Source organism: uncultured Microbacterium sp., assembly GCF_913776565.1.
GTDB lineage: Bacteria > Actinomycetota > Actinomycetes > Actinomycetales > Microbacteriaceae > Microbacterium.
The window spans coordinates 1-20,497 of record NZ_CAJYPF010000100.1 but is presented as its reverse complement, the minus strand read 5'-3'; the positions used below and the strand labels follow the sequence as shown (position 1 = coordinate 20,497).

Annotated in this window: 18 protein-coding genes; 13 read left to right on the top strand and 5 right to left on the bottom strand. The window is 71.2% G+C overall.

Features of this window, described 5'->3' with window-relative positions; translation table 11 throughout:
* A partial coding sequence (locus QZ433_RS05490) for a glycoside hydrolase family 3 N-terminal domain-containing protein (protein WP_295780552.1) occupies positions 1-1,126 on the bottom strand: 1,126 nt, incomplete at its 3' end.
* Positions 1,127-1,204: 78 nt separating this feature from the next.
* Positions 1,205-2,461 (bottom strand): LCP family protein, encoded by a 1,257-nt coding sequence (locus tag QZ433_RS05485; RefSeq protein ID WP_295780550.1) that lies wholly within the window; start codon positions 2,459-2,461, stop codon positions 1,205-1,207.
* Between the two features lie 93 nt (positions 2,462-2,554).
* Here QZ433_RS05485 and QZ433_RS05480 point away from each other — a divergent pair, with 93 nt between their 5' ends.
* Together QZ433_RS05480 and QZ433_RS05475 are read left to right on the top strand one after the other, a co-directional pair.
* The gene (locus tag QZ433_RS05480) at positions 2,555-3,391 is read left to right on the top strand and encodes an aldo/keto reductase (protein WP_295780549.1); all 837 of its coding nucleotides are present in this window, start codon (positions 2,555-2,557) and stop codon (positions 3,389-3,391) included.
* 14 nt (positions 3,392-3,405) lie between these two features.
* Positions 3,406-5,223, top strand: coding sequence for a DUF255 domain-containing protein (locus QZ433_RS05475; RefSeq protein ID WP_295780555.1), 1,818 nt, complete (start codon positions 3,406-3,408; stop codon positions 5,221-5,223).
* 14 nt (positions 5,224-5,237) lie between these two features.
* Here the strand turns inward: QZ433_RS05475 and QZ433_RS05470 are convergent, their stop codons facing one another.
* Positions 5,238-6,809 (bottom strand): phospholipid carrier-dependent glycosyltransferase, encoded by a 1,572-nt coding sequence (locus tag QZ433_RS05470; protein WP_295780547.1) that lies wholly within the window; start codon positions 6,807-6,809, stop codon positions 5,238-5,240.
* Between the two features lie 23 nt (positions 6,810-6,832).
* On the opposite strand from QZ433_RS05470, the gene rsmI reads away from it, so the two are divergent.
* From rsmI to QZ433_RS05455, 3 genes are all read left to right on the top strand, one after another.
* Positions 6,833-7,651 carry a 16S rRNA (cytidine(1402)-2'-O)-methyltransferase gene (rsmI, locus tag QZ433_RS05465; RefSeq protein ID WP_295780546.1) on the top strand — a complete coding sequence of 273 codons (819 nt, stop codon included), beginning with the start codon at positions 6,833-6,835 and terminating at the stop codon, positions 7,649-7,651.
* 135 nt (positions 7,652-7,786) lie between these two features.
* Positions 7,787-9,379 carry a methionine--tRNA ligase gene (metG, locus tag QZ433_RS05460; protein WP_295780544.1) on the top strand — a complete coding sequence of 531 codons (1,593 nt, stop codon included), beginning with the start codon at positions 7,787-7,789 and terminating at the stop codon, positions 9,377-9,379.
* Positions 9,379-10,407: a TatD family hydrolase gene (locus QZ433_RS05455; protein WP_295780543.1), complete on the top strand. Its 1,029-nt coding sequence runs from the start codon at positions 9,379-9,381 to the stop codon at positions 10,405-10,407. The genes metG and QZ433_RS05455 overlap by 1 nt, the downstream gene beginning before the upstream one ends.
* Positions 10,408-10,470: 63 nt before the next feature.
* Here the strand turns inward: QZ433_RS05455 and QZ433_RS05450 are convergent, their stop codons facing one another.
* The gene (locus tag QZ433_RS05450) at positions 10,471-11,925 is read right to left on the bottom strand and encodes a sugar porter family MFS transporter (RefSeq protein ID WP_295780541.1); all 1,455 of its coding nucleotides are present in this window, start codon (positions 11,923-11,925) and stop codon (positions 10,471-10,473) included.
* Positions 11,926-11,992: 67 nt separating this feature from the next.
* On the opposite strand from QZ433_RS05450, the gene rsmA reads away from it, so the two are divergent.
* Entirely contained in the window at positions 11,993-12,832 is an 840-nt protein-coding gene (gene rsmA / locus QZ433_RS05445) for a 16S rRNA (adenine(1518)-N(6)/adenine(1519)-N(6))-dimethyltransferase RsmA (RefSeq protein WP_295780539.1), read from the top strand.
* A 295-nt stretch (positions 12,833-13,127) separates the two neighbouring features.
* Complete coding sequence (locus QZ433_RS05440) at positions 13,128-14,063, top strand: phosphodiesterase (RefSeq protein ID WP_295780538.1); 936 nt, start codon at positions 13,128-13,130, stop codon at positions 14,061-14,063.
* Here the strand turns inward: QZ433_RS05440 and QZ433_RS05435 are convergent.
* The gene (locus tag QZ433_RS05435; RefSeq protein ID WP_295780536.1) at positions 14,014-15,594 is read right to left on the bottom strand and encodes a stealth family protein; all 1,581 of its coding nucleotides are present in this window, start codon (positions 15,592-15,594) and stop codon (positions 14,014-14,016) included. The two genes, QZ433_RS05440 and QZ433_RS05435, sit on opposite strands and share 50 nt — an antisense overlap.
* Positions 15,595-15,834: 240 nt before the next feature.
* Here QZ433_RS05435 and QZ433_RS05430 point away from each other — a divergent pair, with 240 nt between their 5' ends.
* From QZ433_RS05430 to QZ433_RS05405, 6 genes are all read left to right on the top strand, one after another.
* Positions 15,835-16,767 (top strand): 4-(cytidine 5'-diphospho)-2-C-methyl-D-erythritol kinase, encoded by a 933-nt coding sequence (locus tag QZ433_RS05430; RefSeq protein WP_295780534.1) that lies wholly within the window; start codon positions 15,835-15,837, stop codon positions 16,765-16,767.
* A 134-nt stretch (positions 16,768-16,901) separates the two neighbouring features.
* Positions 16,902-17,204 (top strand): DUF427 domain-containing protein, encoded by a 303-nt coding sequence (locus QZ433_RS05425; protein WP_295780532.1) that lies wholly within the window; start codon positions 16,902-16,904, stop codon positions 17,202-17,204.
* Between the two features lie 13 nt (positions 17,205-17,217).
* Positions 17,218-18,042, top strand: a complete 825-nt coding sequence (locus tag QZ433_RS05420; RefSeq protein ID WP_295780530.1) for an ATP-binding cassette domain-containing protein — start codon at positions 17,218-17,220, stop codon at positions 18,040-18,042.
* Entirely contained in the window at positions 18,039-18,719 is a 681-nt protein-coding gene (locus tag QZ433_RS05415) for an ABC transporter permease (protein ID WP_295780529.1), read from the top strand. Before QZ433_RS05420 ends, QZ433_RS05415 begins: the two co-directional genes overlap by 4 nt.
* Positions 18,716-19,474 carry an ABC transporter permease gene (locus tag QZ433_RS05410; protein WP_295780527.1) on the top strand — a complete coding sequence of 253 codons (759 nt, stop codon included), beginning with the start codon at positions 18,716-18,718 and terminating at the stop codon, positions 19,472-19,474. The genes QZ433_RS05415 and QZ433_RS05410 overlap by 4 nt, the downstream gene beginning before the upstream one ends.
* A 38-nt stretch (positions 19,475-19,512) precedes the next feature.
* Positions 19,513-20,430 (top strand): ABC transporter substrate-binding protein, encoded by a 918-nt coding sequence (locus QZ433_RS05405; protein WP_295780526.1) that lies wholly within the window; start codon positions 19,513-19,515, stop codon positions 20,428-20,430.
* The last annotated feature ends 67 nt before the right edge of the window (positions 20,431-20,497 follow it).

The window sequence follows — 20,497 nt, the reverse complement described above, 5'->3', positions numbered from 1 at the left end:
GGCGCACCGCGGCATCCACCTTCGCCGCGAACGCGGGGTCGGACTCCGCCCGCGCGAGCACGGCCCGATGCATCTCGGGGTAGACCGAGGGGTCGGCCGACACGAGCAGCAGGTCCACTCCGGCGTCGACGGCGCGCGTGGCGCGCTCGCCGGGGGAGTACACCTCCACCTGATCCGCGGCCGACAGGTCGTCGACGGTGATGACGCCGTCGAAGCCGAGGCGATCGCGCAGCAGCCCGACCACCGCGGGCGAGAACGCCGCCGGCACGTCCGGGTCGATCAGCGCGTAGTCGGCGGTCGACATCATGACGACCGCGTCGCCCTGCGGCAGGATCGACGCGTAGACGCCCACGTCCGGTCCGTCGCCCGTGACCACCTGATCCGTCACGCCGGTGGAGTAGTCGGTGTTGTCGTCCACGTGCCCCAGCCCCGGAAAGTGCTTGAGGGTCGGCAGGACCCCGCCGTCGCGCATGCCCGCGGCGAACGCGCCCGCCTTCGCGGCGACCGTGGCGGTGTCGTAGCCGGACTGGCGGGCGAGCTCGCCGATGGGGGGATTGGATGCCGCGAACTCGGGGCTCGTGACGATGTCGGCGACGGGGCCGAGGTTCATGGTGACCCCCGCGGCGGCGAGCTGTCCGGCCCAGGCGGCGGCGCTCGCGCGCAGGGCCGTGTCGTCCTGCGCGGCCTGATCGACGGCCGAGGGGATGCGGTCGAATCCCGGCCCCGAGAGCACCTGGACGGTCCCGCCCTCCTGGTCGGTGGCGACCCACAGTCGCGGGGCTCCCGCGGGGACGGCGTCGGTGAAGCCGCGGACCAGATCGGCGATCGCGGTCGTCCCGGCATTCGAGCGCCCGTGCAGGAACACCCCGCCGATGCGGTCGTCGCGGACGGCGGCGAGGGTCGTGGGGTCGGCGCCCTCGACCGGGGTGCCGACCATGAACATCTGCCCGACCTTGTCGGCCAGGCTCATCGCGGCGAGCGCGTCGGGCGTGGGTGTCGGGGTGGGCGTCGCGGTCGGCGTCGGGGTCGGCGTCGCGCTCGGGGCGGCGCCGGTCGCGGGGGCGCACCCGGCGAGCGCGAGCACGACGAGCAGCGCGGCGGCCGAGAAGCGGGGGGCGGTCTTCACCCCTCGATGCTCCCGCACGAGTCTGGACGTCCGGTCACCGCGGCGGTCCGCCGCCGGTCCCGACGCGTGCGGGCCCGCTCAGCCCAGCCCGTTCGAGCAGGTGGCCTGGCTGGCCTTGCTGCCGTTGATGTTCTCGGGCAGTTCGACCACGCCGGGCGCGGCACTGGCGTCGGGGGAGGCGCTGGCATCCGGAGCCGGGGTGGCCTCGTCGCTCGCGCTCTCGGTGGGCTCGGGGGTGGGGACCGAGGGGTCGGCGACCACGCCGCGGCCCGCGTCACCGGTCAGGGCGAGGGGTGCGTTGGTGGCGAGGGCCTGCCACAGCACCTCGGCGGACGCCTCGTCGGGCACGACGCGGTTGGAGTCGTAGGGGTCGTCGACGACGGGGAACTGCACGAACGTGATGTCGTCGAACGGCACGTCCTTGAGCGTGTACGCGAGCTGGGCGATGCGCACGGGGTCGGCGAGGCTCTCGCTCGGTTCGATGTTGCGCACGGCGGTGCTGGCGAGGTTGAGCAGCGTCCCGGGGTTGGTGAGCACCTCGTCGCTGCGCAGCTTGTTCATCAGCCGCGAGAGGTACTGCTGCTGGTTGCCGATACGACCCAGGTCGCTGCCGTCGCCGATGCCCTTGCGGGTGCGCAGGAAGGCGAGGGCGTCGAAGCCCTTCACCACGCGGTTGCCGGGTTCCCACTGGATGCCGGCATCAGGGTCGTCGATGCCGTCGCCGCCGATGCACACCTCGACACCGCCGATCGCGTCGGTGATGTTGACGACGTTGCCGAAGCTGACCTTGGCGGCGAAGGGGATGCTCTGACCGCTCAGCTCGGACACGGTGTCGGCGACGCAGGTGAGACCGCCCGCCTCGTAGGCGGTGTTGATCGAGGCCTTGTAGGCGCCGGGGAAGACGGTGCCGTCGGTGGCGGTGCACTCGGGGATCTCGAGCTGCAGATCGCGGGGAAACGACACGACGGTCACGCGGCGCGGGTTGGTCGAGACGTGCACGAGCATGTTGACGTCGTTGCGGGTGCCGGCGTTCTCGGGGTCGGAGCAACGCGCGCCGAAGGCCGTCGAGACGACGTCGTCGCACTCGTCGGTGCCGACGACGAGCACGGCGAACGGCTCGTCGTAGGTGCTGAGGGCGGGCGGTTCGGCCGGGGCGTCCTTGAGGGGGACCGCGGCCTCCTTCAGGGTCTGCGTGAGCGAGAAGGCGTAGAAGCCCGCGACGGCGACCCCGGCGACCACCGCGACGGTGACGATGATGGCCAGCAGCGTGGCGCCGCGCCGCCAGGCCGAGACCGGGCGGCGCTGCGCGTGTCGGGTGGGCGGCTGCGACGTCATGCGCAAAGTCAACCACGGCGCGGGCGCCGAGGGGGCTCGGTCGCCGCGTCAACCCCGAGAACCCTCCGAGGGGCCACTGCCTAGGCTCGTTGCATGACCGTTCCTTCCCTTCAGCTCAATGACGGAAACTCCATCCCCCAGCTCGGTTACGGCGTGTTCCTCGTTCCCGCCGACGACGCCGAGCGCGCCGTGTCCGAGGCCCTCGAGGTCGGCTACCGCCACATCGACACCGCCGCGATCTACAAGAACGAAGAGGGCGTGGGCCGCGCCATCGCCGCCAGCGGCATCGCCCGTGACGAGCTCTTCGTCACCACCAAGCTCTGGAACGACCGTCACGACGGCGACGAACCGCTCGCCGCGATCGACGAGAGCCTCGAGAAGCTGCAGCTCGACGCCGTCGACCTGTACCTGATCCACTGGCCCACGCCGAAGAACGACAACTATCTGCACGCGTGGCAGAAGATGATCGAGATCCGCGACGCCGGAAAGACCCGCTCGATCGGCGTCTCGAACTTCCTCGTGCCGCACCTCGAGCGCATCGTCGCCGAGACCGGCGTCACGCCCGCCGTCGACCAGATCGAGCTGCACCCCGCCCTGAGCCAGCGCGAGATCGCGGCCTGGGGCGCCGAGCACGGCATGCACATCGAGTCGTGGGGCCCGCTCGGACAGGGCAAGTACGACCTGTTCGAGATCCCCGCGGTCAAGGACGCTGCCGAGGCGCACGGCAAGAGCCCCGCCCAGGCGGTGCTGCGCTGGCACATCCAGCATGGCTTCATCGTGTTCCCCAAGTCGGTGCGCCGCGAACGCCTCGAAGAGAACTTCGACCTGTTCGACTTCGAGCTCACGGCCGACGAGATGGCCGCGATCGACGGTATCGATCCGGGTGACGGGTCGGGCCGCGTGGGCACGCACCCCGACGACCTGAACTGACGACGGGCAGAGCCCTGAACCGCCTGGCGAACGCCTCGAGCCCGTACCTGCAGGCCCACGCCGACAACCCCGTCGCGTGGTACCCCTGGGGGCCCGAGGCGTTCGCCGAGGCGGCGCGCCGCGACGTGCCGGTGCTGGTGTCGATCGGGTACAGCACCTGTCACTGGTGTCACGTCATGGCCCGCGAGTCGTTCCAGGATGCCGGTACCGCCGCCCTCGTGAACGACGGCTTCGTGGCGATCAAGGTCGACCGCGAAGAGCACCCGGACGTGGATGCCGCCTACCTCGACGCCGCGAGCGCGTTCACCCCTCACCTCGGGTGGCCGCTGACGGTGTTCGCGAGCCCCGAGGGGCGCGTGTTCTACGCGGGCACGTACTTCCCGCCCGCTCCTCGCCCGCCGCTGCCCTCGTTCCGTCAGGTGCTCGCCGCGGTCCGCGAGGCGTGGACCGAACGGCGCAGCGAGGTGGATGCCACCGGCTCGTCGCTCCGCGACGCGCTCGCCGCCGCGACGACGGCGCCCGCCGACGCGCCGCCGACCCTCGCGCAGCTGGCCAAGGCCGCCCGCGCGGTGGCGCGTCGCGAGGACCCGGAGTACGGCGGGTTCGCCGCGGGCCCGGCGTTCGAGACACCGAAGTTCCCGAATACGCCCGTCCTGCGCTTCCTGCAGCACCCCGCGCTGGCGGACGAGGTCCCGGATGCCGGGGGCGTGGCATCCCGTGCCCTGTCGGCCATGGCCGGCTCGGACCTGCACGACGAGGTCGACGGCGGCTTCTTCCGTTACGCCACGCGCCGCGACTGGAGCGTGCCGCACTACGAGCGCATGCTCACCGACAACGCCGGTCTCGTCGAGGTCGCTCTCGCCGCGGGCGACGAGGCCACTGCGACCGATGCCGCGCGCTTCCTCGTCGACGTGCTGCAGCTTCCCACCGGCGGCATCGCGGCCGCGCAGGACTCCGAGTCGATCATCGACGGCGAGCGCAACGAGGGCGGGTACTACCGCGTCGCCGATCGGTCCGCGCTCGCCCCTCCCGCGCTCGACGGCAAGGTCGTCACGGGCTGGAACGGTCACGCGATCGCCGCGCTCGCCGCGGCGGGGACGCGCACCGACCCCCGCTTCGTCGAGGCGGCCCGCTGGGCGGCCGACGCGGTGCTCGAGAGCAACGTCGCCGACGACGGGACGCTCCGCCGTGCCTCGCTCTACGAGGTGCAGAGCGCCGCTCCTGCCACGCTCGAGGATTACGGCGGTCTCGCCCGGGGCCTGCTCGCCCTCGCCCGGGCGACCGGCGAGGCCGCCTACGCCGAGCGCGCGCGGGCGCTGGTCGATCAGTGCGTCGGCGGGGACGGCATCCATCCCCCCGGCGGCGGCGATCCCGTGCTCGTCGCGCAGGGGATGCGGGCGCACGGCGTGCCCAGCGACGGGGCCTCGCCCTCGGGGCCGTCCGTGTTCGCCGCCGCGGCGCTCGATCTGTGGCGCCTGGGCGCGGGGGAGCGGTACCGCGACGCCGCCGTCCAGCTCGTGCGTGCCGCCGCCGACGTCGCTCTGTCGTCGCCCCTCGCCCACGGGGCGATCCTCGAGGTCGCGGTCGGGTTGGCGGCAGCGCCCCGTCAGGTGGTCGTCGTCGGAGAAGCGGATGCCGAGATCGCCGAGGTCGCACGACGCCTGCCCGCGGACGTGGTCGCCGTCGTCTCACCCGACCAGGCGCGGGCGTTCGCCGAGGCGGGGTTCGAGCTGTTCGCGGGCAAGGTCGCGCGGGGCGGCGAGGCGACGGCGTACGACTGCCGCGCGTTCACGTGCGCGCTGCCCACGACCGATCCGGCGCAGCTGGTCTGACCCGGCGGGCGGCCTCAGATCCAGCTGGGCAGCCAATTGTGCAGGCGCCAGAACTCGTACGGCACGGGCAGGCCCGCCCACACGGGGTACCAGAACGCCGACACCCCGACGCACACGACGAGGAACACGAGCACGATCACCTGTCCGCTCAGCCGTGACGCCCCGCGTACCCCACGGGCGACGTCCTGCAGCGCGAAGGCCAGGGCGAGGACGAGGAACGGCAGCATCGCCACGGTGTAGAACTGGAAGATCGTGCGCTCGGGGTACAGCAGCCACGGCACGTAGGTGGCGGCCAGGCCCGTGAGCACGACGGCGAAGCGCCAGTCCCGCACCATCACGAACCGGACGAGCAGATACACGGATGCCGCGATCCCGGCCCACCAGATGACCGGATTGGCGATGCTCGAGATCGCCTCGGTGCAGCCCGCCGGCAGGGTGCAGCCGTTCACCCCGGGATCGTCCTGGTGCCAGTACATCGACGTGGGACGCAGCAGCAGCGGCCACTGCCACGCGGGGCTGGCGTAGCTGTGCGGGGTGACCAGCCCGACGTGGAAGCTGTACATCTCGCGGTGGTACGCCCACAGGTTCTGCAGCGCCGTCGGCACCCACGCGAAGATCCCGGTCGCGTTCTGATTCGTCTCGCGCATGTAGCCGCCGTCGGTGAACAGCCACCCGGTCCAGCTCGCGAGGTACACCACGACGCTGATCGGCACCAGGACGACGAACGACATCAGGCCCTGGCGCACGGCATCCATCGGCCACTGCACGATCCCCTGGCGGCGCCGGGCGAGCGCGTCGGTGACGACCGCGTAGACGCCGATCGCGGCGAGCACGTACAGGCCCGACCACTTCACGGCGGTCGCCGCGCCCGCGGCCGCCCCGGCGGCCAGCAGCCAGGGCCGGTCCCACAGCAGCGGACCCCACGTGTGCGTGTGACCGGGCAGGGCGTCCATCGCGGCGTCGAGCCGGTCGCCCGTGCGCCGCCGGTCGAGCACGGCGAACCAGAACGCCAGGACGATGAAGAACGTCAGGAAGACGTCCAGCAGCGCGATGCGGCTGAGCACGATCCCGAGGCCGTCGATGGCGATGAGACCGGATGCCACGGACGAGAACACGATCGAGTGCGACAGGCTCCACGCGAGCAGGTACACCAGCAGCACCGTGGCCGTGCCGAAGACGGCGGCCGAGATGCGCCAGCCGGTCGCGGAGTCCGGGCCGAGCAGCGCCATCCCCGCACCGATCAGGATGCGCCCGAGCGGGGGGTGCACGACGTAGCTGCCGATGCCGGTGAAGATGTCGGTCTCGCCCGCGGCGAAGCGCGGATCGGTCTCTTCGGGCCAGGTCGAGGGATAGCCGAGCACCCACTGGCTCCACGAGTCCTTGACGTAGTAGGTCTCGTCGAACACGAGCTGGTGCGGATCGCCGATGTCGACCAGGCGCAGCACCGCCGCCACCAGCGTGACGATCGCCGGAGCGAGCCACCGCCACAGGCGCAGGCGCCGCGGGTCGGCGAGCAGGACGTCGCGCCAACGGTCGAGGCGCGTCGGCTCGGCCGAGGGCAGCAGGGAGGGGGCGGCAGCGCTCACGGCCCCCAGCCTAAGGTGGAACGGTGATCATCCTCGCGGCGACCCCGATCGGCAATCTCGGCGACGCCTCGCGCCGGCTGATCGAGGCCCTCGAGAACGCCACCGTCGTCGCCGCCGAGGACACCCGCACCACCCAGCGTCTGCTCGCGGGTCTCGGCGTCGACAACCGTCCGCGCCTGATCGCGCTGCACGATCACAACGAGAAGGAGCGCGCCGCCGAGCTCGTCGAGCTCGCCCGCGACGACGACCTGCTCGTGCTCAGCGACGCCGGCATGCCCACCGTCAGCGACCCCGGCTTCGGGCTCGTCGCCGCGGCGGCCGCCGCCGGGGTGACGGTCACCGCCCTGCCCGGACCGAGCGCCGTCGTCACGGCGCTCGCGGTCGCGGGGCTTCCGACCGACCGGTTCGCGTTCGAGGGGTTCCCGCGCCGCAAGCCCGCCGAGAGGCGCAAGGCCTTCGCGCAGTTGGCGTCCGAGCAGCGCACGCTCGTCTTCTTCGAGTCGCCGTCGCGGTTGGCATCCACTCTCGACGATCTCGCGAGCGCGTTCGGTGCCGATCGTCCTGCCGCCGTCTGCCGCGAACTGACGAAGCTGTACGAGGAGGTCAGGCGCGGAACGCTCGCCGAGCTCGCGGTGTGGGCGGCCGAGGGCGTCCGCGGCGAGATCGCGATCGTCGTCGGCGGCGCGGCCGCGCGCGAGGTGGAGTTCCCGGATGCCGTGGCCCAGGTGCTCGCGCTCGTGGGCGGGGGAGCGCGCCTCAAGGACGCCGCCGCCGAGGTGGCATCGCAGACCGGTCACTCCTCGCGCGAGCTGTACCAGGCGGCCCTCGCCGCGAAGCGCTGACCCTCTGGTCCTGACGCGTGAGGGGTCAAGACGTGTCGCCTGGCGTCGGTTTCGGCGACAGTTTCTGACCCCTCACGCTTTGGGCTGACCCTTACACGCGGCGGGAGAGTCGGCCGTCACCCGTAGAATCGCCAGGTGACTTCCGGCCGATCCTTCTACATCACGACGCCGATCTACTACCCCAGCGATCTGCCCCACATCGGGCACGGGTACACGACCGTGGCCGTCGACACGCTCGCGCGCTGGCACCGCCAGGCGGGCGACGACACCTGGATGCTGACCGGCACCGACGAGCACGGGCAGAAGATGCTGCGCGCCGCCGCCGCGAACGGCGTGACCCCGCAGGAGTGGGTCGACAAGCTCGTGACCGAGTCGTGGTTCCCGCTGCTGGAGACCCTCGACGTCGCCAACGACGACTTCATTCGCACGACGCAGCCGCGTCACGAGGAGCGCGTGCAGCAATTCGTGAAGGCCCTGTACGACCGGGGATACATCTACGCGGGCGAGTACGAGGCGCTGTACTGCGTCGGCTGCGAGGAGTTCAAGCCCGAGGCCGAGATCGTCGACGGCACCGGTCCCTTCGAGGGGCTCAAAGTCTGCGCGATCCATTCCAAGCCGCTCGAGCTGCTGCAGGAGAAGAACTACTTCTTCAAGCTCAGCGAGTTCCAGGAGCGCCTGCTCGAGCTGTACAAGACCGAGCCCGACTTCGTGCGCCCCGAGTCCGCGCGCAACGAGGTCGTCTCGTTCGTGCGCAGCGGCCTCAAGGACCTGTCGATCTCGCGGTCCGCGTTCGACTGGGGCATCACGGTGCCGTGGGACCCGGCCCACGTCATCTACGTGTGGGTCGATGCCCTGCTCAACTACGCCACCGCCGTGGGCTACGGCACCGACCCGGCGACCGGTGAGGTCACCGCGGAGTTCGCGCGCCGCTGGCCGGCGTTCCACGTCGTCGGCAAGGACATCCTGCGTTTTCACGCGGTGATCTGGCCGGCCATGCTCATGGCCGCGGGTCTCGACGTGCCGCGCGGCGTGTTCGCGCACGGGTGGCTGCTCGTCGGCGGCGAGAAGATGTCGAAGTCCAAGCTCACCGGCATCGCGCCGACCGAGATCACCGACGTCTTCGGCTCCGACGCCTACCGCTACTACTTCCTGTCGGCGATCGCGTTCGGTCAGGACGGCTCGTTCTCGTGGGAGGACCTGTCCGCGCGCTACCAGGCCGAGCTCGCGAACGGCTTCGGCAACCTGGGTTCGCGCACGGTGGCCATGATCGCGAAGTACTTCGACGGCGTCGTGCCCACCCCGGGCGCGTACACCGACGGCGATCGCGCGATCCAGAAGACCGTGGCGGATGCCGCGACGACCGCGGACGCGGCGATCGAGCGTTTCCGCATCGACGAGGCCATCGCGGCGATCTGGACCATCGTCGACGCGCTCAACGGCTACATCACCGAGAACGAGCCGTGGGCGCTCGCCAAGGACGAGGCGCAGCGCGAGCGCCTGGGTACCGTGCTCTACACCGCCGCCGAGGGCCTGCGCGCCCTCGCGGTGCTGCTGTCGCCGGTCATGCCGGAGTCGACCGCGAAGCTCTGGGCCGCCCTCGGGGCCGAGGACGCGCTCGGCGCGCTCGTCGACCAGCCGATCCGCGCGGCGGGCGGCTGGGGTGCACTGCGTCCCGGCTCGGTGGTGAGCGCGCTGTCGCCGCTATTCCCGCGCGTCGAGCAGGCGTGATGCAGCCGTCCGACGCGGAGGCTCACCCGGCGCTGGAGGTCCCTGAGCCCTCCGCGGTCTCTGCGCCTGTCGAGGGGTCCGCGGCCCCCGCACGTCCCGCGGCCGGCTCGACCCCCGTCGACCGCCCCCGAGACACGATCCAGGGCGGCGACCCCAGCCAGTACGTGCGCGAGCGCTCGGTCGACGGCCGCCGCGACGTCAGCTACCCGCCCGCGCCCGAGCCGCTCGGCATCCCGGTCTACGACAACCACACGCACCTCGAGATCGAGGACGGCGAGACGGGGCTGTCCCTCGACGAGCAGCTCGAGCGCGCGCTGGCGGTCGGCATCCACGGGGTCGTGCAGGCCGGCGGCGACGTCGACTCGTCGCGGTGGTCGGCGTGGGCGGCGCGATCGCACCCGCGCGTGCTCGCCGCCGTGGCGATCCACCCCAACGAGGCCCCCGTGTACGAGCGGGCCGGCGAGCTCGATGCGGCGATCGCCGTCATCGACCAGCTCGCCGCCGAGCCGCGGGTGCGGGCGATCGGCGAGACGGGGCTGGACTTCTTCCGCACTGAGGCGGACGGCATCCCGGCTCAGATCCGGTCCTTCGAGGCGCACATCGCCCTGGCCAAGAAGCACGGGATCGCGATGCAGATCCACGATCGCGATGCCCACGACGCGGTCCTCGAGACCCTCGAGCGGGTCGGTGCGCCCGACCGGACGGTGTTCCACTGCTTCTCGGGCGACGCCGACATGGCCCGCATCGCCGCCGACCGGGGGTACTACCTGTCCTTCGCCGGCAACGTGACCTTCAAGAACGCGCAGAACCTGCGCGACGCGCTCGCGGTCACCCCGCTCGATCGCATCCTGGTGGAGACCGACGCGCCGTTCCTGACGCCCGTGCCGTACCGCGGCCGCCCGAACGCGCCGTACCTGATCCCGGTGACGCTGCGCTTCCTCGCCGCGGAACGGCGAATGGATGCCGACGAGCTCGCCGCCCAGATCGCCGAGAACACCCTCCGCGTCTACGGCGCCTTCGCGGACTGACGAAAGGCCGGCACCCCGCGGGGCGCCGGCCTTCGGCATCCGGGACCAGCCCGGCATCCGGGATCAGGCCTTGGCTTTGGCCTTCTTCACGAACAGCGTCTCGGTCTGCTCGAGCTCCATGCCCTTCGTCTCGGGGATGCGCAGCAGCACGTACACGAACGACAGCGCCGCGAACAGCGCGTACATGCCGTACGTCAGCGGCAGCGACCAGCTCGACATCGCCGGGAACGACACCGTGATGGCGAAGTTGGCGATCCACTGCGCGCCCGCGGCGACACCGAGCGCCTTGCCGCGGATGCGGCTCGGGAAGATCTCGCCCAGAAGGACCCACACCAGCGGGCCCCACGATGCGCCGAAGCCGACGACGAAGACGTTGGCCGCCACGAGCGCGACGCCGCCCCACGGAGCCGGCAGCGAGACGTCCTGCCCCGACCCGGTCGCGAACGCGAACGACAGCGCCATCGCCCCCAACGACAGGGTCATCAACAGCGAACCGGTGATGAGGATGGGCTTTCGACCCACCCGGTCGACCAGGAAGATCGCCACGAAGGTCACCACGACGTTGGTGATCGAGGTGATGACCGAGATCAGCAGCGAGTTGCTCTCGTCGAAACCGACCGCCTTCCACAGCGTCGTGGAGTAGTAGAAGATCACGTTGATGCCGACGAACTGCTGGAACATCGACAGCAGGATGCCGGTCCAGACGATCCCCTGCAGGCCCAGGACGGGGCCGCGCAGCGACACGTTCTTGTTCTTGCGGTCGGCCTCGATGGTGTTCGTGAGTTCCTTCATCGTCTTGTCGAGATCGGCCGGAGGCACCAGTCGCGCGAAGATCTTCCGCGCCTCGTCGCTGCGGCCCTTCGACAGCAGGAACCGCGGGGACTCCGGGACGGTGAACGACAGGATGCCGTACACCGCCGCCGGAATCACGCCGACGAGGAACATCCAGCGCCACGCCTCCAGGCCCAGCCAGAACTGGTTGGCGGCGCCGCCGGCGGAGTTCGCGAGAAGCGCGTCGGACAGCAGCGCGCCGAAGATGCCGAGGGTGATCGCCAGCTGCTGCAGCGACGCCAGCGAGCCGCGGATCTGACGCGGCGCGACCTCGGCGATGTACGCCGGAGCCACGACCGAGGCGATGCCGATGCCCAGGCCGCTCATCACGCGCCACAGGATCAGGTCGGGGACGCTGAAGGTCAGCGCGGCGCCGATCGACGACACGAAGAACAGCACGGCCCCCAGGAGCATGACCTTGAGCCGGCCCCAGCGGTCCGACAGGGCGCCGGCGATGACCGCGCCGACCGCGCAGCCCAGCAGGGCCACGGCGACGACGAAGCCGGTCAGCACCTGGGTCAGCTCGAAGTTGCTCTCGACCGCGTCGACGGCGCCGTTGATGACCGAGGAGTCGAACCCGAAGAGGAAGCCGCCCACCGCGGCCGCGACCGACAGGCCGATGGCTCGTCGCCCGTAAGGGCTTCGCAGGGTGAAGGCGTTTGCGGGGATGGACTGCGTTTGACTCACCTGCCCACGCTACTCCTGCCCCCGCGACGTGGAGGGTACTGGCGGCCCGCCTGACTACAGTGGAACAATGCCCGTTTCCTTGCTCGGTGCCGCCGAGATCCGTCGGCTCGCAGCCGACCTCGACGTCACCCCCACCAAGAAGCTCGGGCAGAACTTCGTCGTCGACGCCAACACGGTGCGCAAGATCGTCCAGGCGGCCCGGGTGACGGCATCCGACCGTGTCGTCGAGATCGGTCCCGGCCTCGGTTCGCTCACCCTGGCGATCCTCGAGACCGGAGCGTCGGTCGTCGCGGTCGAGATCGACCACCGCCTGGCCGAGCGCCTCCCGGTCACCGCCGCCGCGCACGACGTCCCCGACGGGCGGTTGACGGTCATCGACGCCGACGCGCTGCGCGTGGACGCCCTGCCGGGCGACCCCGAGGTGCTGGTAGCCAACCTGCCCTACAACGTCTCGGTGCCGGTGCTGCTGCACTTCCTCGAGACGTTCCCGTACCTGCGTCGCGGCGTGGTCATGGTCCAGGCCGAGGTGGGCGAGCGCCTGGCCGCTCCGCCCGGGTCGAAGGTCTACGGCGCCCCCAGCGTCAAGGCCGCGTGGTATGGATCGTGGCGACTGGCGGGGACGGTCTCGCGTCAGGTGTTCTGGCCCGTGCCGAACGTCGACAGCGTGCTGGTCGCCTTCGACCGGGATGCCGACCCCCGCGGCACCGAGGAGCACCGCCTGCGGACGTTCCAGATCGTCGATGCCGCCTTCCAGCAACGCCGCAAGATGCTCCGTCAGGCGCTGGCGGGCGTCCTGGGCGGCACGGCGGCCGAAGCTTCGGCCCGCCTCGAGGCCGCGGGGGTCGACCCGACCCTGCGCGGCGAGCAGCTCACGGTCGAGGACTACGCCCGCATCGCCGCCGTCTGACCGTAGTCGGCCCCGGGCCGCGGCTCTCGTCAGCGCGTGCACAACGGCGGGGCGATACCGCGACCCGCCGTCGGCACGGGCGGATGTGCGGCGTGTCGGGCGGACCACCCGCCGCTGTGCACGCCCGGCCGCGCAGCCGTTCGTCCGCGGACCGGCGACGATCCGGCCCGACGGCGATCGGGTGAATTCTCACCGTGTTCATCGCGCGTTCCCGAAACATGTCTGTAACATTTCGAGCCAACCGGGAGCATCACGCCGGTGTCGAGGCCGTACCCGACGGCCCGGAAGGATCGAGATGCGCTACGCCGAGTACCCCCGTGCCGAGAGGGTGCTGCTGCACCTGAGCGACACCCACCTGCGCGCCGGCGGGGCGCCGCTCTACGACGACGTCGATTCCGAGGCGTACCTCGCGCGCGCGGCATCGGCGATCGAGGCCTCGGGCGTCCGCCCCGACGCGCTGGTGTTCACGGGGGATCTCGCCGACTTCGGCGAGACCGACGCGTACCGCCGCGTCCGCGCCATCGTCGAGCCGCTCGCCGAGCGGCTGCAGACCCGGGTCGTGTGGGTCATGGGCAACCACGACGATCGCGCGGCCTTCCGCGCCGAGCTGCTGCCGGGCGAGACCGCCGATCCCGCCGCTGCGGTCGACCGGGTCGACGAGCTCGACGGTCTGCGCATCGTGACCCTCGACACCTCCGTGCCCGGGGCCCACCACGGCGAGGTGACGCCGGCGCAGCGGGAGTGGCTCGCCGAAGTGCTCGCCACGCCCGCCCCGCTCGGGACGATCCTGGCCATGCACCACCCGCCGGTGCCGAGCGTCCTCGACCTGGCGGCCTCGGTCGAGCTGCGCGACCAGCGCAGCCTGGCCGCGGTTCTGCGAGGGACCGACGTGCGCGCGATCCTCGCCGGTCACCTGCACTACTCGACGTTCGCGACGTTCGCCGGCATCCCCGTGTCGGTGGCCTCGGCCACCTGCTACACGCAGGACCTCATGGTCCCCGTCGGCGGCACGCGTCCCCAGGACGCCGCCCAGGGCTTCAACATCGTCCACGTCTACGACGAGACGGTCGTGCACTCGGTCGTGCCGCTCGCGGTCAGCGACGCCCTGCAGTACGTCGACGCCGAGGAGTCCCAGCGGCGGTTGCGGGATGCCGGCATCGTCGTGCCGGCATCCCGAGCCTTCAGCGGACCGGTGTCGCCGCCGACGACGCCGCTTCCGATCCTGCGCTGACCCCGGTCTTCTCCCACGGGGCGGCGACCGGGAAGTAGCGCTCGAGGCACGCGCGCAGGGCGGGCACCCGCACCTCTTCGGGGATCTCGGGCACGCTGCCGTCGTTCAGGCAGAACATGTCGGTGTCACGACGCGAGACGAGGCGTTCCATCGTGCGCAGCGAGTCCAGCTGGGTCGTCTGCACGTAGCGCGTGCGCGGTTCGGTCGTGATGATCGCCCGGCCCGTCGCCAGGGCGTAGTAGTGGTACAGGCTGTTGGTCACCGAGATGTCGGTCGCCGAACGGAACCGCGATGCGGCGGTGCGGGCGTAGTCGTCGGCGAACTCCCGCTCGAGCTCGAAGGCCACCGATCGCCGCAGGGGGGTGGCGCAGTGCTCGAGGTCGAGCGTGATGACGCGACCGAAGCGCTCCTTGAGCAGCGCGCGGTTGACCCGCAGTCCGTTGTCGTGACCCGAGCGGTCGACGTGCGCCGGACCGCTGCCGATGCGCACGCCGCTTTCGACGAAGCGGCTCACGCCGCCCCCGCTGAAGAAGAGCTCGGGCGTGACCGGGCGGCCGAAGAACATGTCGTCGTTGCTGTAGAGGAAGTGCTCGGCCAGTCCGGGGATCCGGTGCAGCTGCGCCTCCACCGCGTGCGAGTTGTGCGTGGGCAGCACCGACGGGTCGGCGAAGAACTCCTCGCTGCGAACGATCGTGACCTTCGGGTGGTCGGCGAGCCATTCGGGGGTGGGGGAATCGGTCGCGATGAAGATCCGGCGCACCCACGGGGCGTACATGTGGACGCTCCGCAGGGCGTAGCGCAGCTCGTCGACCTGGCGGTAGCGGGCGGCGTTGTCGTCGCCGTCGCCCACGACGTAGCCCTTCATGCGCGCGGCGCGCTGGCGCTGGAACTCGCTCGACGACCCGTCGACCCACGAGAAGACCATGTCGACGTCGGCGGTGAACTCGTTCGGGTGCGGGTCGAACATGCCGGCGACGGTCGTCCAGCGGCGGCCGTAGCGCTCGACCTCGACCAGGTCGAGGTCGGCCGCCGCGAAGCGGCGTCGGGTGAGGGCGCTCGGGCGGGGAGCTTCGATCGTCTTCGCGCCGAAGCGCCACAGCTCCAGGCGCGGGGCGAGAGAGGCGCCGTAGCGGTAGGAGCCCTCGGTCGAGGTGCGCGGGCGGAACACCGCGTACGCCTGCACCGATCCGGCGGTGGGGTGCACGCTGTGCGCGGGCACGGGGTCCTCGCCGCGGGCCTTGAGATAGACCGGCCCGAGTTCGGGGTCGCGCAACGCGCTCAGAGCCGCTTCGGCATCCGTCGTGTCGATGACAAGTTTGGGTCGGCGGTTGGCGTCGCGCACGAGCAGGACGCGCACCCCGGCCGCCTCGATGGCGGACGCCGCGGCGAGCAGGTCGTCGCGTTCGGCGATCGCGGGCGTGGCGGTGTCGTCGATGAGGTGCAGGATGCCGTCGTGCATCCGGATGTCGGAGCGGGACAACAGGGTGCGCCAGGGGTCGGTGTCGATCGACAGGGGGACCATCGGGCGCATACTGCCTCCTCGGGGGGTGGAAACGGGATCCGGTCACCGTAGGGTTCCGGGGTTACGACGACGTTTCGGCGGCGACGCCGATCGGCGGGGAGCGGAGCGCTACTGTCGAAGAGTGACTCAGATCGCTCGCTCCGGCCCGGACCTCCCCGAACCGCTGTGCGAGCGGCGACGGGGATCGGGCCGACGTTCCAGTTTCGCACACGCCGGGCCCGCCGGGCGCACGGCGGGGGAGGAGCGGCCATGACCGCGCACGCCCCGGCATCCGTCCGCGTCCGCGCCCCCGGCAAGATCAACGTCTTCCTCGAGGTCGGCGACGTCCAGGACGACGGCTACCACGAGCTCGCGACGGCGTTCCAGGCCGTATCGCTGTACGAGGAGATGACGGCGACGCCCGCCGACGACATCACCCTCTCGGTGACCGCGAAGGGGCCCGTCGACATCGAGGGCGTCCCCACTGACGACCGCAACCTGGCCGTGCGCGCGGCCCGCCTGCTCGCGCAGACCGCGGGGATCGACCGCGGTGCGCACCTGGCGATCCGCAAGGCCGTACCCGTCGCGGGCGGCATGGGCGGGGGATCGGCGGACGCCGCCGCCGCCCTGGTCGCGTGCGACGCCCTGTGGGGCCTCGGCATGCCGATGAGCGAGCTGGCCCGTCTGGCGGCGCGGCTCGGCGCCGACGTCCCCTTCGCCCTCGTGGGCGGGACCGCCGTGGGCACCGGGCGGGGCGACGAGCTGAGTCCCGCCCTCGCGCGCGGCCGTTTCGACTGGGTGCTCGTCCCCAACGACGAGGGCATGTCCACGCCCGTGGTCTACGGCGAGCTCGACGCGCACCGCGAACGGCACGCGGTCGACATCGCTCCGGCGCGGCGCATGCCGGCCGTCGACCCGGACGTCCTGCACGCGCTGCGTCAGGGAGACGCGCGCATGCTCGCGGCGACGCTGCGCAACGACCTGCAGGCGCCCGCCCTCCACCTGCGCCCCGACCTCGCCCGTGTTCTCGAGAGGGGCGAGGGCTCGGGTGCCCTGGCGGGCATCGTCTCGGGATCCGGTCCGACGCTGGCGTTCCTCGCGGCCGATGAGTCTTCGGCCATCGACCTGCAGGTGACCCTCAGTGCCGCGGGCCTGGTCGCCCTGCACGTACACGGACCGGTGCCGGGTGCGCGTGTGGTCTGACCGCGCCGCACCATAGCCCAGGACGACACGGGGAGCAATCTTCGGCCCGAGCGACCGGCATCTCGCTAGCCTCGTTCGAGGTGGCTCACCACCGTCGGGTGCCGTGCCCGCGGGGGGCCACGAAGGGGGTTCCCATGAAGGCAGTGCTCGACGGCGTCGTGATCGCCGAAGCCGACCGCGACGACCTGGCCTCGATCGAGGGCAACTGGTACTTCCCGCCGCAGGCGGTGCGCGAGGGTGCGCTGGCCAAGAGCCCCACTCCCTACACCTGCCCCTGGAAGGGTGCCGCGCAGTACTGGAACATCTCGCTCGACGGTGCCGAGCTGACCGACGGCGCCTGGTCGTACCCCGACCTGCGCGACGGTGCGGTCGAGCGCGTCGGCAAGGACTTCGCCGGCTACGTCGCCTTCGACCGCAAGGTCGTGGTCTCCGACTGAGTCGGGCCGTCGCATGATCGAGTTCTCGGCCGTCTCCAAGGTCTTCCCCGACGGCACGCGCGCCGTCGACGACTTCCACCTCGTCATCCCCTCGCGCAAGACCACCGTCTTCGTCGGGTCCTCCGGCTGCGGCAAGACGACTCTGCTGCGCATGATCAATCGCATGGTCGAGCCGTCGTCCGGCTCGATCACGATCGACGGCGACGACATCGGCGGCAAGCCGGCCGTCCAGCTGCGCCGCAGCATCGGTTACGTCATGCAGAACTCGGGGCTGCTGCCGCACTTCACCGTCGCCGACAACATCGCCACCGTCCCGGTGCTGCAGGGCCAGAACCGCAAGGCGGCTCGCGCGCGCGTCCTCGAGCTGATGAAGACGGTCGGCCTCGACACCGCGATGGCGGACCGGTACCCCAGTCAGCTCTCGGGCGGACAGCAGCAGCGCGTGGGCGTCGCCCGCGGCCTCGCCGCCGATCCCAACATCCTGCTGATGGACGAGCCCTTCGGTGCGGTCGACCCGATCGTCCGCGACGAACTGCAGCAGGAACTGCTGCGCCTGCAGAGCGAGATCGGCAAGACCATCGTCTTCGTCACGCACGACATCGACGAGGCGTTCCTGCTCGGCGACCAGGTCGTCATCCTCGAGAAGGGCGCGAAGATCGCGCAGGTCGGCACGCCCAGCGAGATCGTCGAGAACCCGGCGAGCGACTTCGTCGCGAGCTTCATCGGCGCGGTGAAGGGCAAGCGCGCGCTGCACCTCAAGCAGACCGCCACCGGAACGGTCGTGGTGGATGCCGAGGGTCGCACCCAGGGTGCCCTGGTGGAGGACGCTCGCCCGTGAACTGGGTAGGGAACAACCTCGATCTCATCGGGCAGTTGACGCTGGTGCACCTGCGCCAGAGTCTGATCGCCCTGGTCGTGGGTTTCGTCATCAGCATCCCGCTCGGCTGGGTCGCCTGGCGCTACCGCCTGGTGCGCAGCGGTGTCATCACCATCACCGGTCTGCTCTACACGATCCCTTCGCTCGCGCTGCTCATCCTCGTGCCGGTCGTGACCGGCTGGTACAGCATCGTCAGCGAGACCAACCTCATCGTCGCCCTCGCCATCTACGCCGTCGCGATCCTCGTCCGCGCCGTCGCCGACGGACTGGACTCGGTCGACGCGGGGGTCCGCCAAGCGTCCACGGCCATCGGGTACGGCTCGTTCCGACGCTTCCGGGCGGTGGAGTTCCCCCTCGCCGGTCCCGTCGTGTTCGCGGGGCTCCGCGTGGCATCGGCCAGCACGATCGCCCTGGCCACCGTCGGCATCCTGGTCGGCATCCAGAACATCGGCTACCTGTTCACCAACGGCCTGCAGCGCCGCATCATCCCCGAGGTGTTCGCCGGGGTGGTCGCCGTCGTCGTGCTCGCCCTGGTGATCGATCTGATCCTCGTGCTCGCGGGACGCCTGCTCATGCCCTGGACCCGCGGCGCCAAGACCGTGTCGCGCCAGGCCAACCGGACGCTGGTGAAGGCATGAACCTGCTCGGCGACGCGGTCGCATGGATCTTCTCGGGGGACTCGGGTCAGTTCGACTCGATCCCGCTGGCCATCGGCATCCAGCTGCTCTATACCGCCGTGGCGGTCCTGATCGCCGGCGCGATCGCCATCCCGCTCGGATGGTTCATCGGCCACACCGGAAAGGGACGAGAGACCGCTGTTGCGATCTCGGGCGCCGCGCGCGCGATCCCCTCGTTCGGCCTGCTGATCCTGCTGACGCTGCTGCTGGGCGTGCTGCACAAGCCCGAGGCGGCGATCATCTCGTTCGTCGTCCTCGCCATCCCCTCGCTGCTGGCCGGCGCATACACCGGCTTCGAGGCCATAGATCGCCGGGTCATCGATGCGGGACGCTCGATGGGCATGACCGAGTCGCAGATCCTCTGGCGCATCGAGGTGCCGCTGGGGCTGCCGCTGCTGGTCGGCGGCATCCGCGCCGCGACGCTGCAGGTGCTCGCGACCGTGACGATCGCCGCGTACATCGGCCTGGGCGGCCTCGGGCAGTACATCATCGCGGCCATCCCGCTCCGGCGTTTCGACATCCTCATCGGCGGAGCGATCCTCGTCGCCGTGCTCGCGCTGGTCATCGACGGGCTGTTCGCTCTGCTGCAGCATCTCGTCGTGCCCCGTGGCATCCGTGCCGCCGGCGCCGCCCAGCCGCAGCGGCGCAGCGCCCGTCAGCGCCGCGCCGAAGCCCTCGCCGTCGGAGCGCCGACCGCTCCGCCGGCGACCCCCTGACCCACCTGAATCCCGAATCACCAGAAAAGAGAGCACCCATGTTCACAGCACGAACCAAGAAGGGCCTCGGCGTCATCGCCGGGCTCGCGGTCGCCTCGCTCGCCTTCGCCGGTTGCAGCGGCGGCTCCAGCGACCCGCTGAGCAACGGCGGCGGCGACGCCAGCGCCTCGTCCGACACGATCGTCGTCGGCTCGCAGGCCTACTACTCGAACGAGATCATCGCCGAGATCTACGCCCAGGCGCTCGAGAAGGCCGGCAAGACGGTCACGCGTCAGTTCCAGATCGGTCAGCGCGACGCCTACATCCCGCTGCTCGAGGACGGCACCGTCTCGGTGTTCCCCGAGTACACGGGCAACCTGCTGCAGTTCTTCGAGAAGGACACCGAGGCGCGCACCGCCGACGACGTGTACGCCGCTCTGCCCGCGGCACTGCCCGAGGGCCTCGAGGTGCTCGACCAGTCCGAGGCCACGGACCAGGACTCGTACACCGTCACCAAGGCGTTCGCCGACGCCAACGGCCTCACCTCGATCGCCGACCTGTCCAAGGTCACCTCGGGCCTGACCCTCGGTGGCAACGCCGAACTCGCCGAGCGTCCCTACGGCCCCACCGGCCTGCAGTCGACGTACGGCGTGACCGTGCAGTTCTCGCCCACCGGTGAGACCACCGTCGACGACCTCGTCGCCGGCACGATCCAGGTCGCGAACGTCTACACGGCCGACCCGCGCATCCAGACCGACAACCTCGTCACGCTGACCGACCCCAAGGGGCTGTTCCTCGCGTCGAACGTCGTGCCCGTCGTCAACTCGAACATCGCCTCCGAGGTGTCGGAGGTGCTGAACAAGGTCAGCGCCGCCCTCACCCCCGAGGGTCTGGTCGAGCTGAACGTGAAGTCGACCGTCGACCAGCAGTCCTCGGCCGACATCGCGTCGGAGTGGCTCGCCGCCAACGGCTTCTGAGCCCGTACCCGACCGCGGGGCCGTCCGGTTCGCCGGGCGGCCCCGCCGTCGTTCGCGGCCGCCGTCG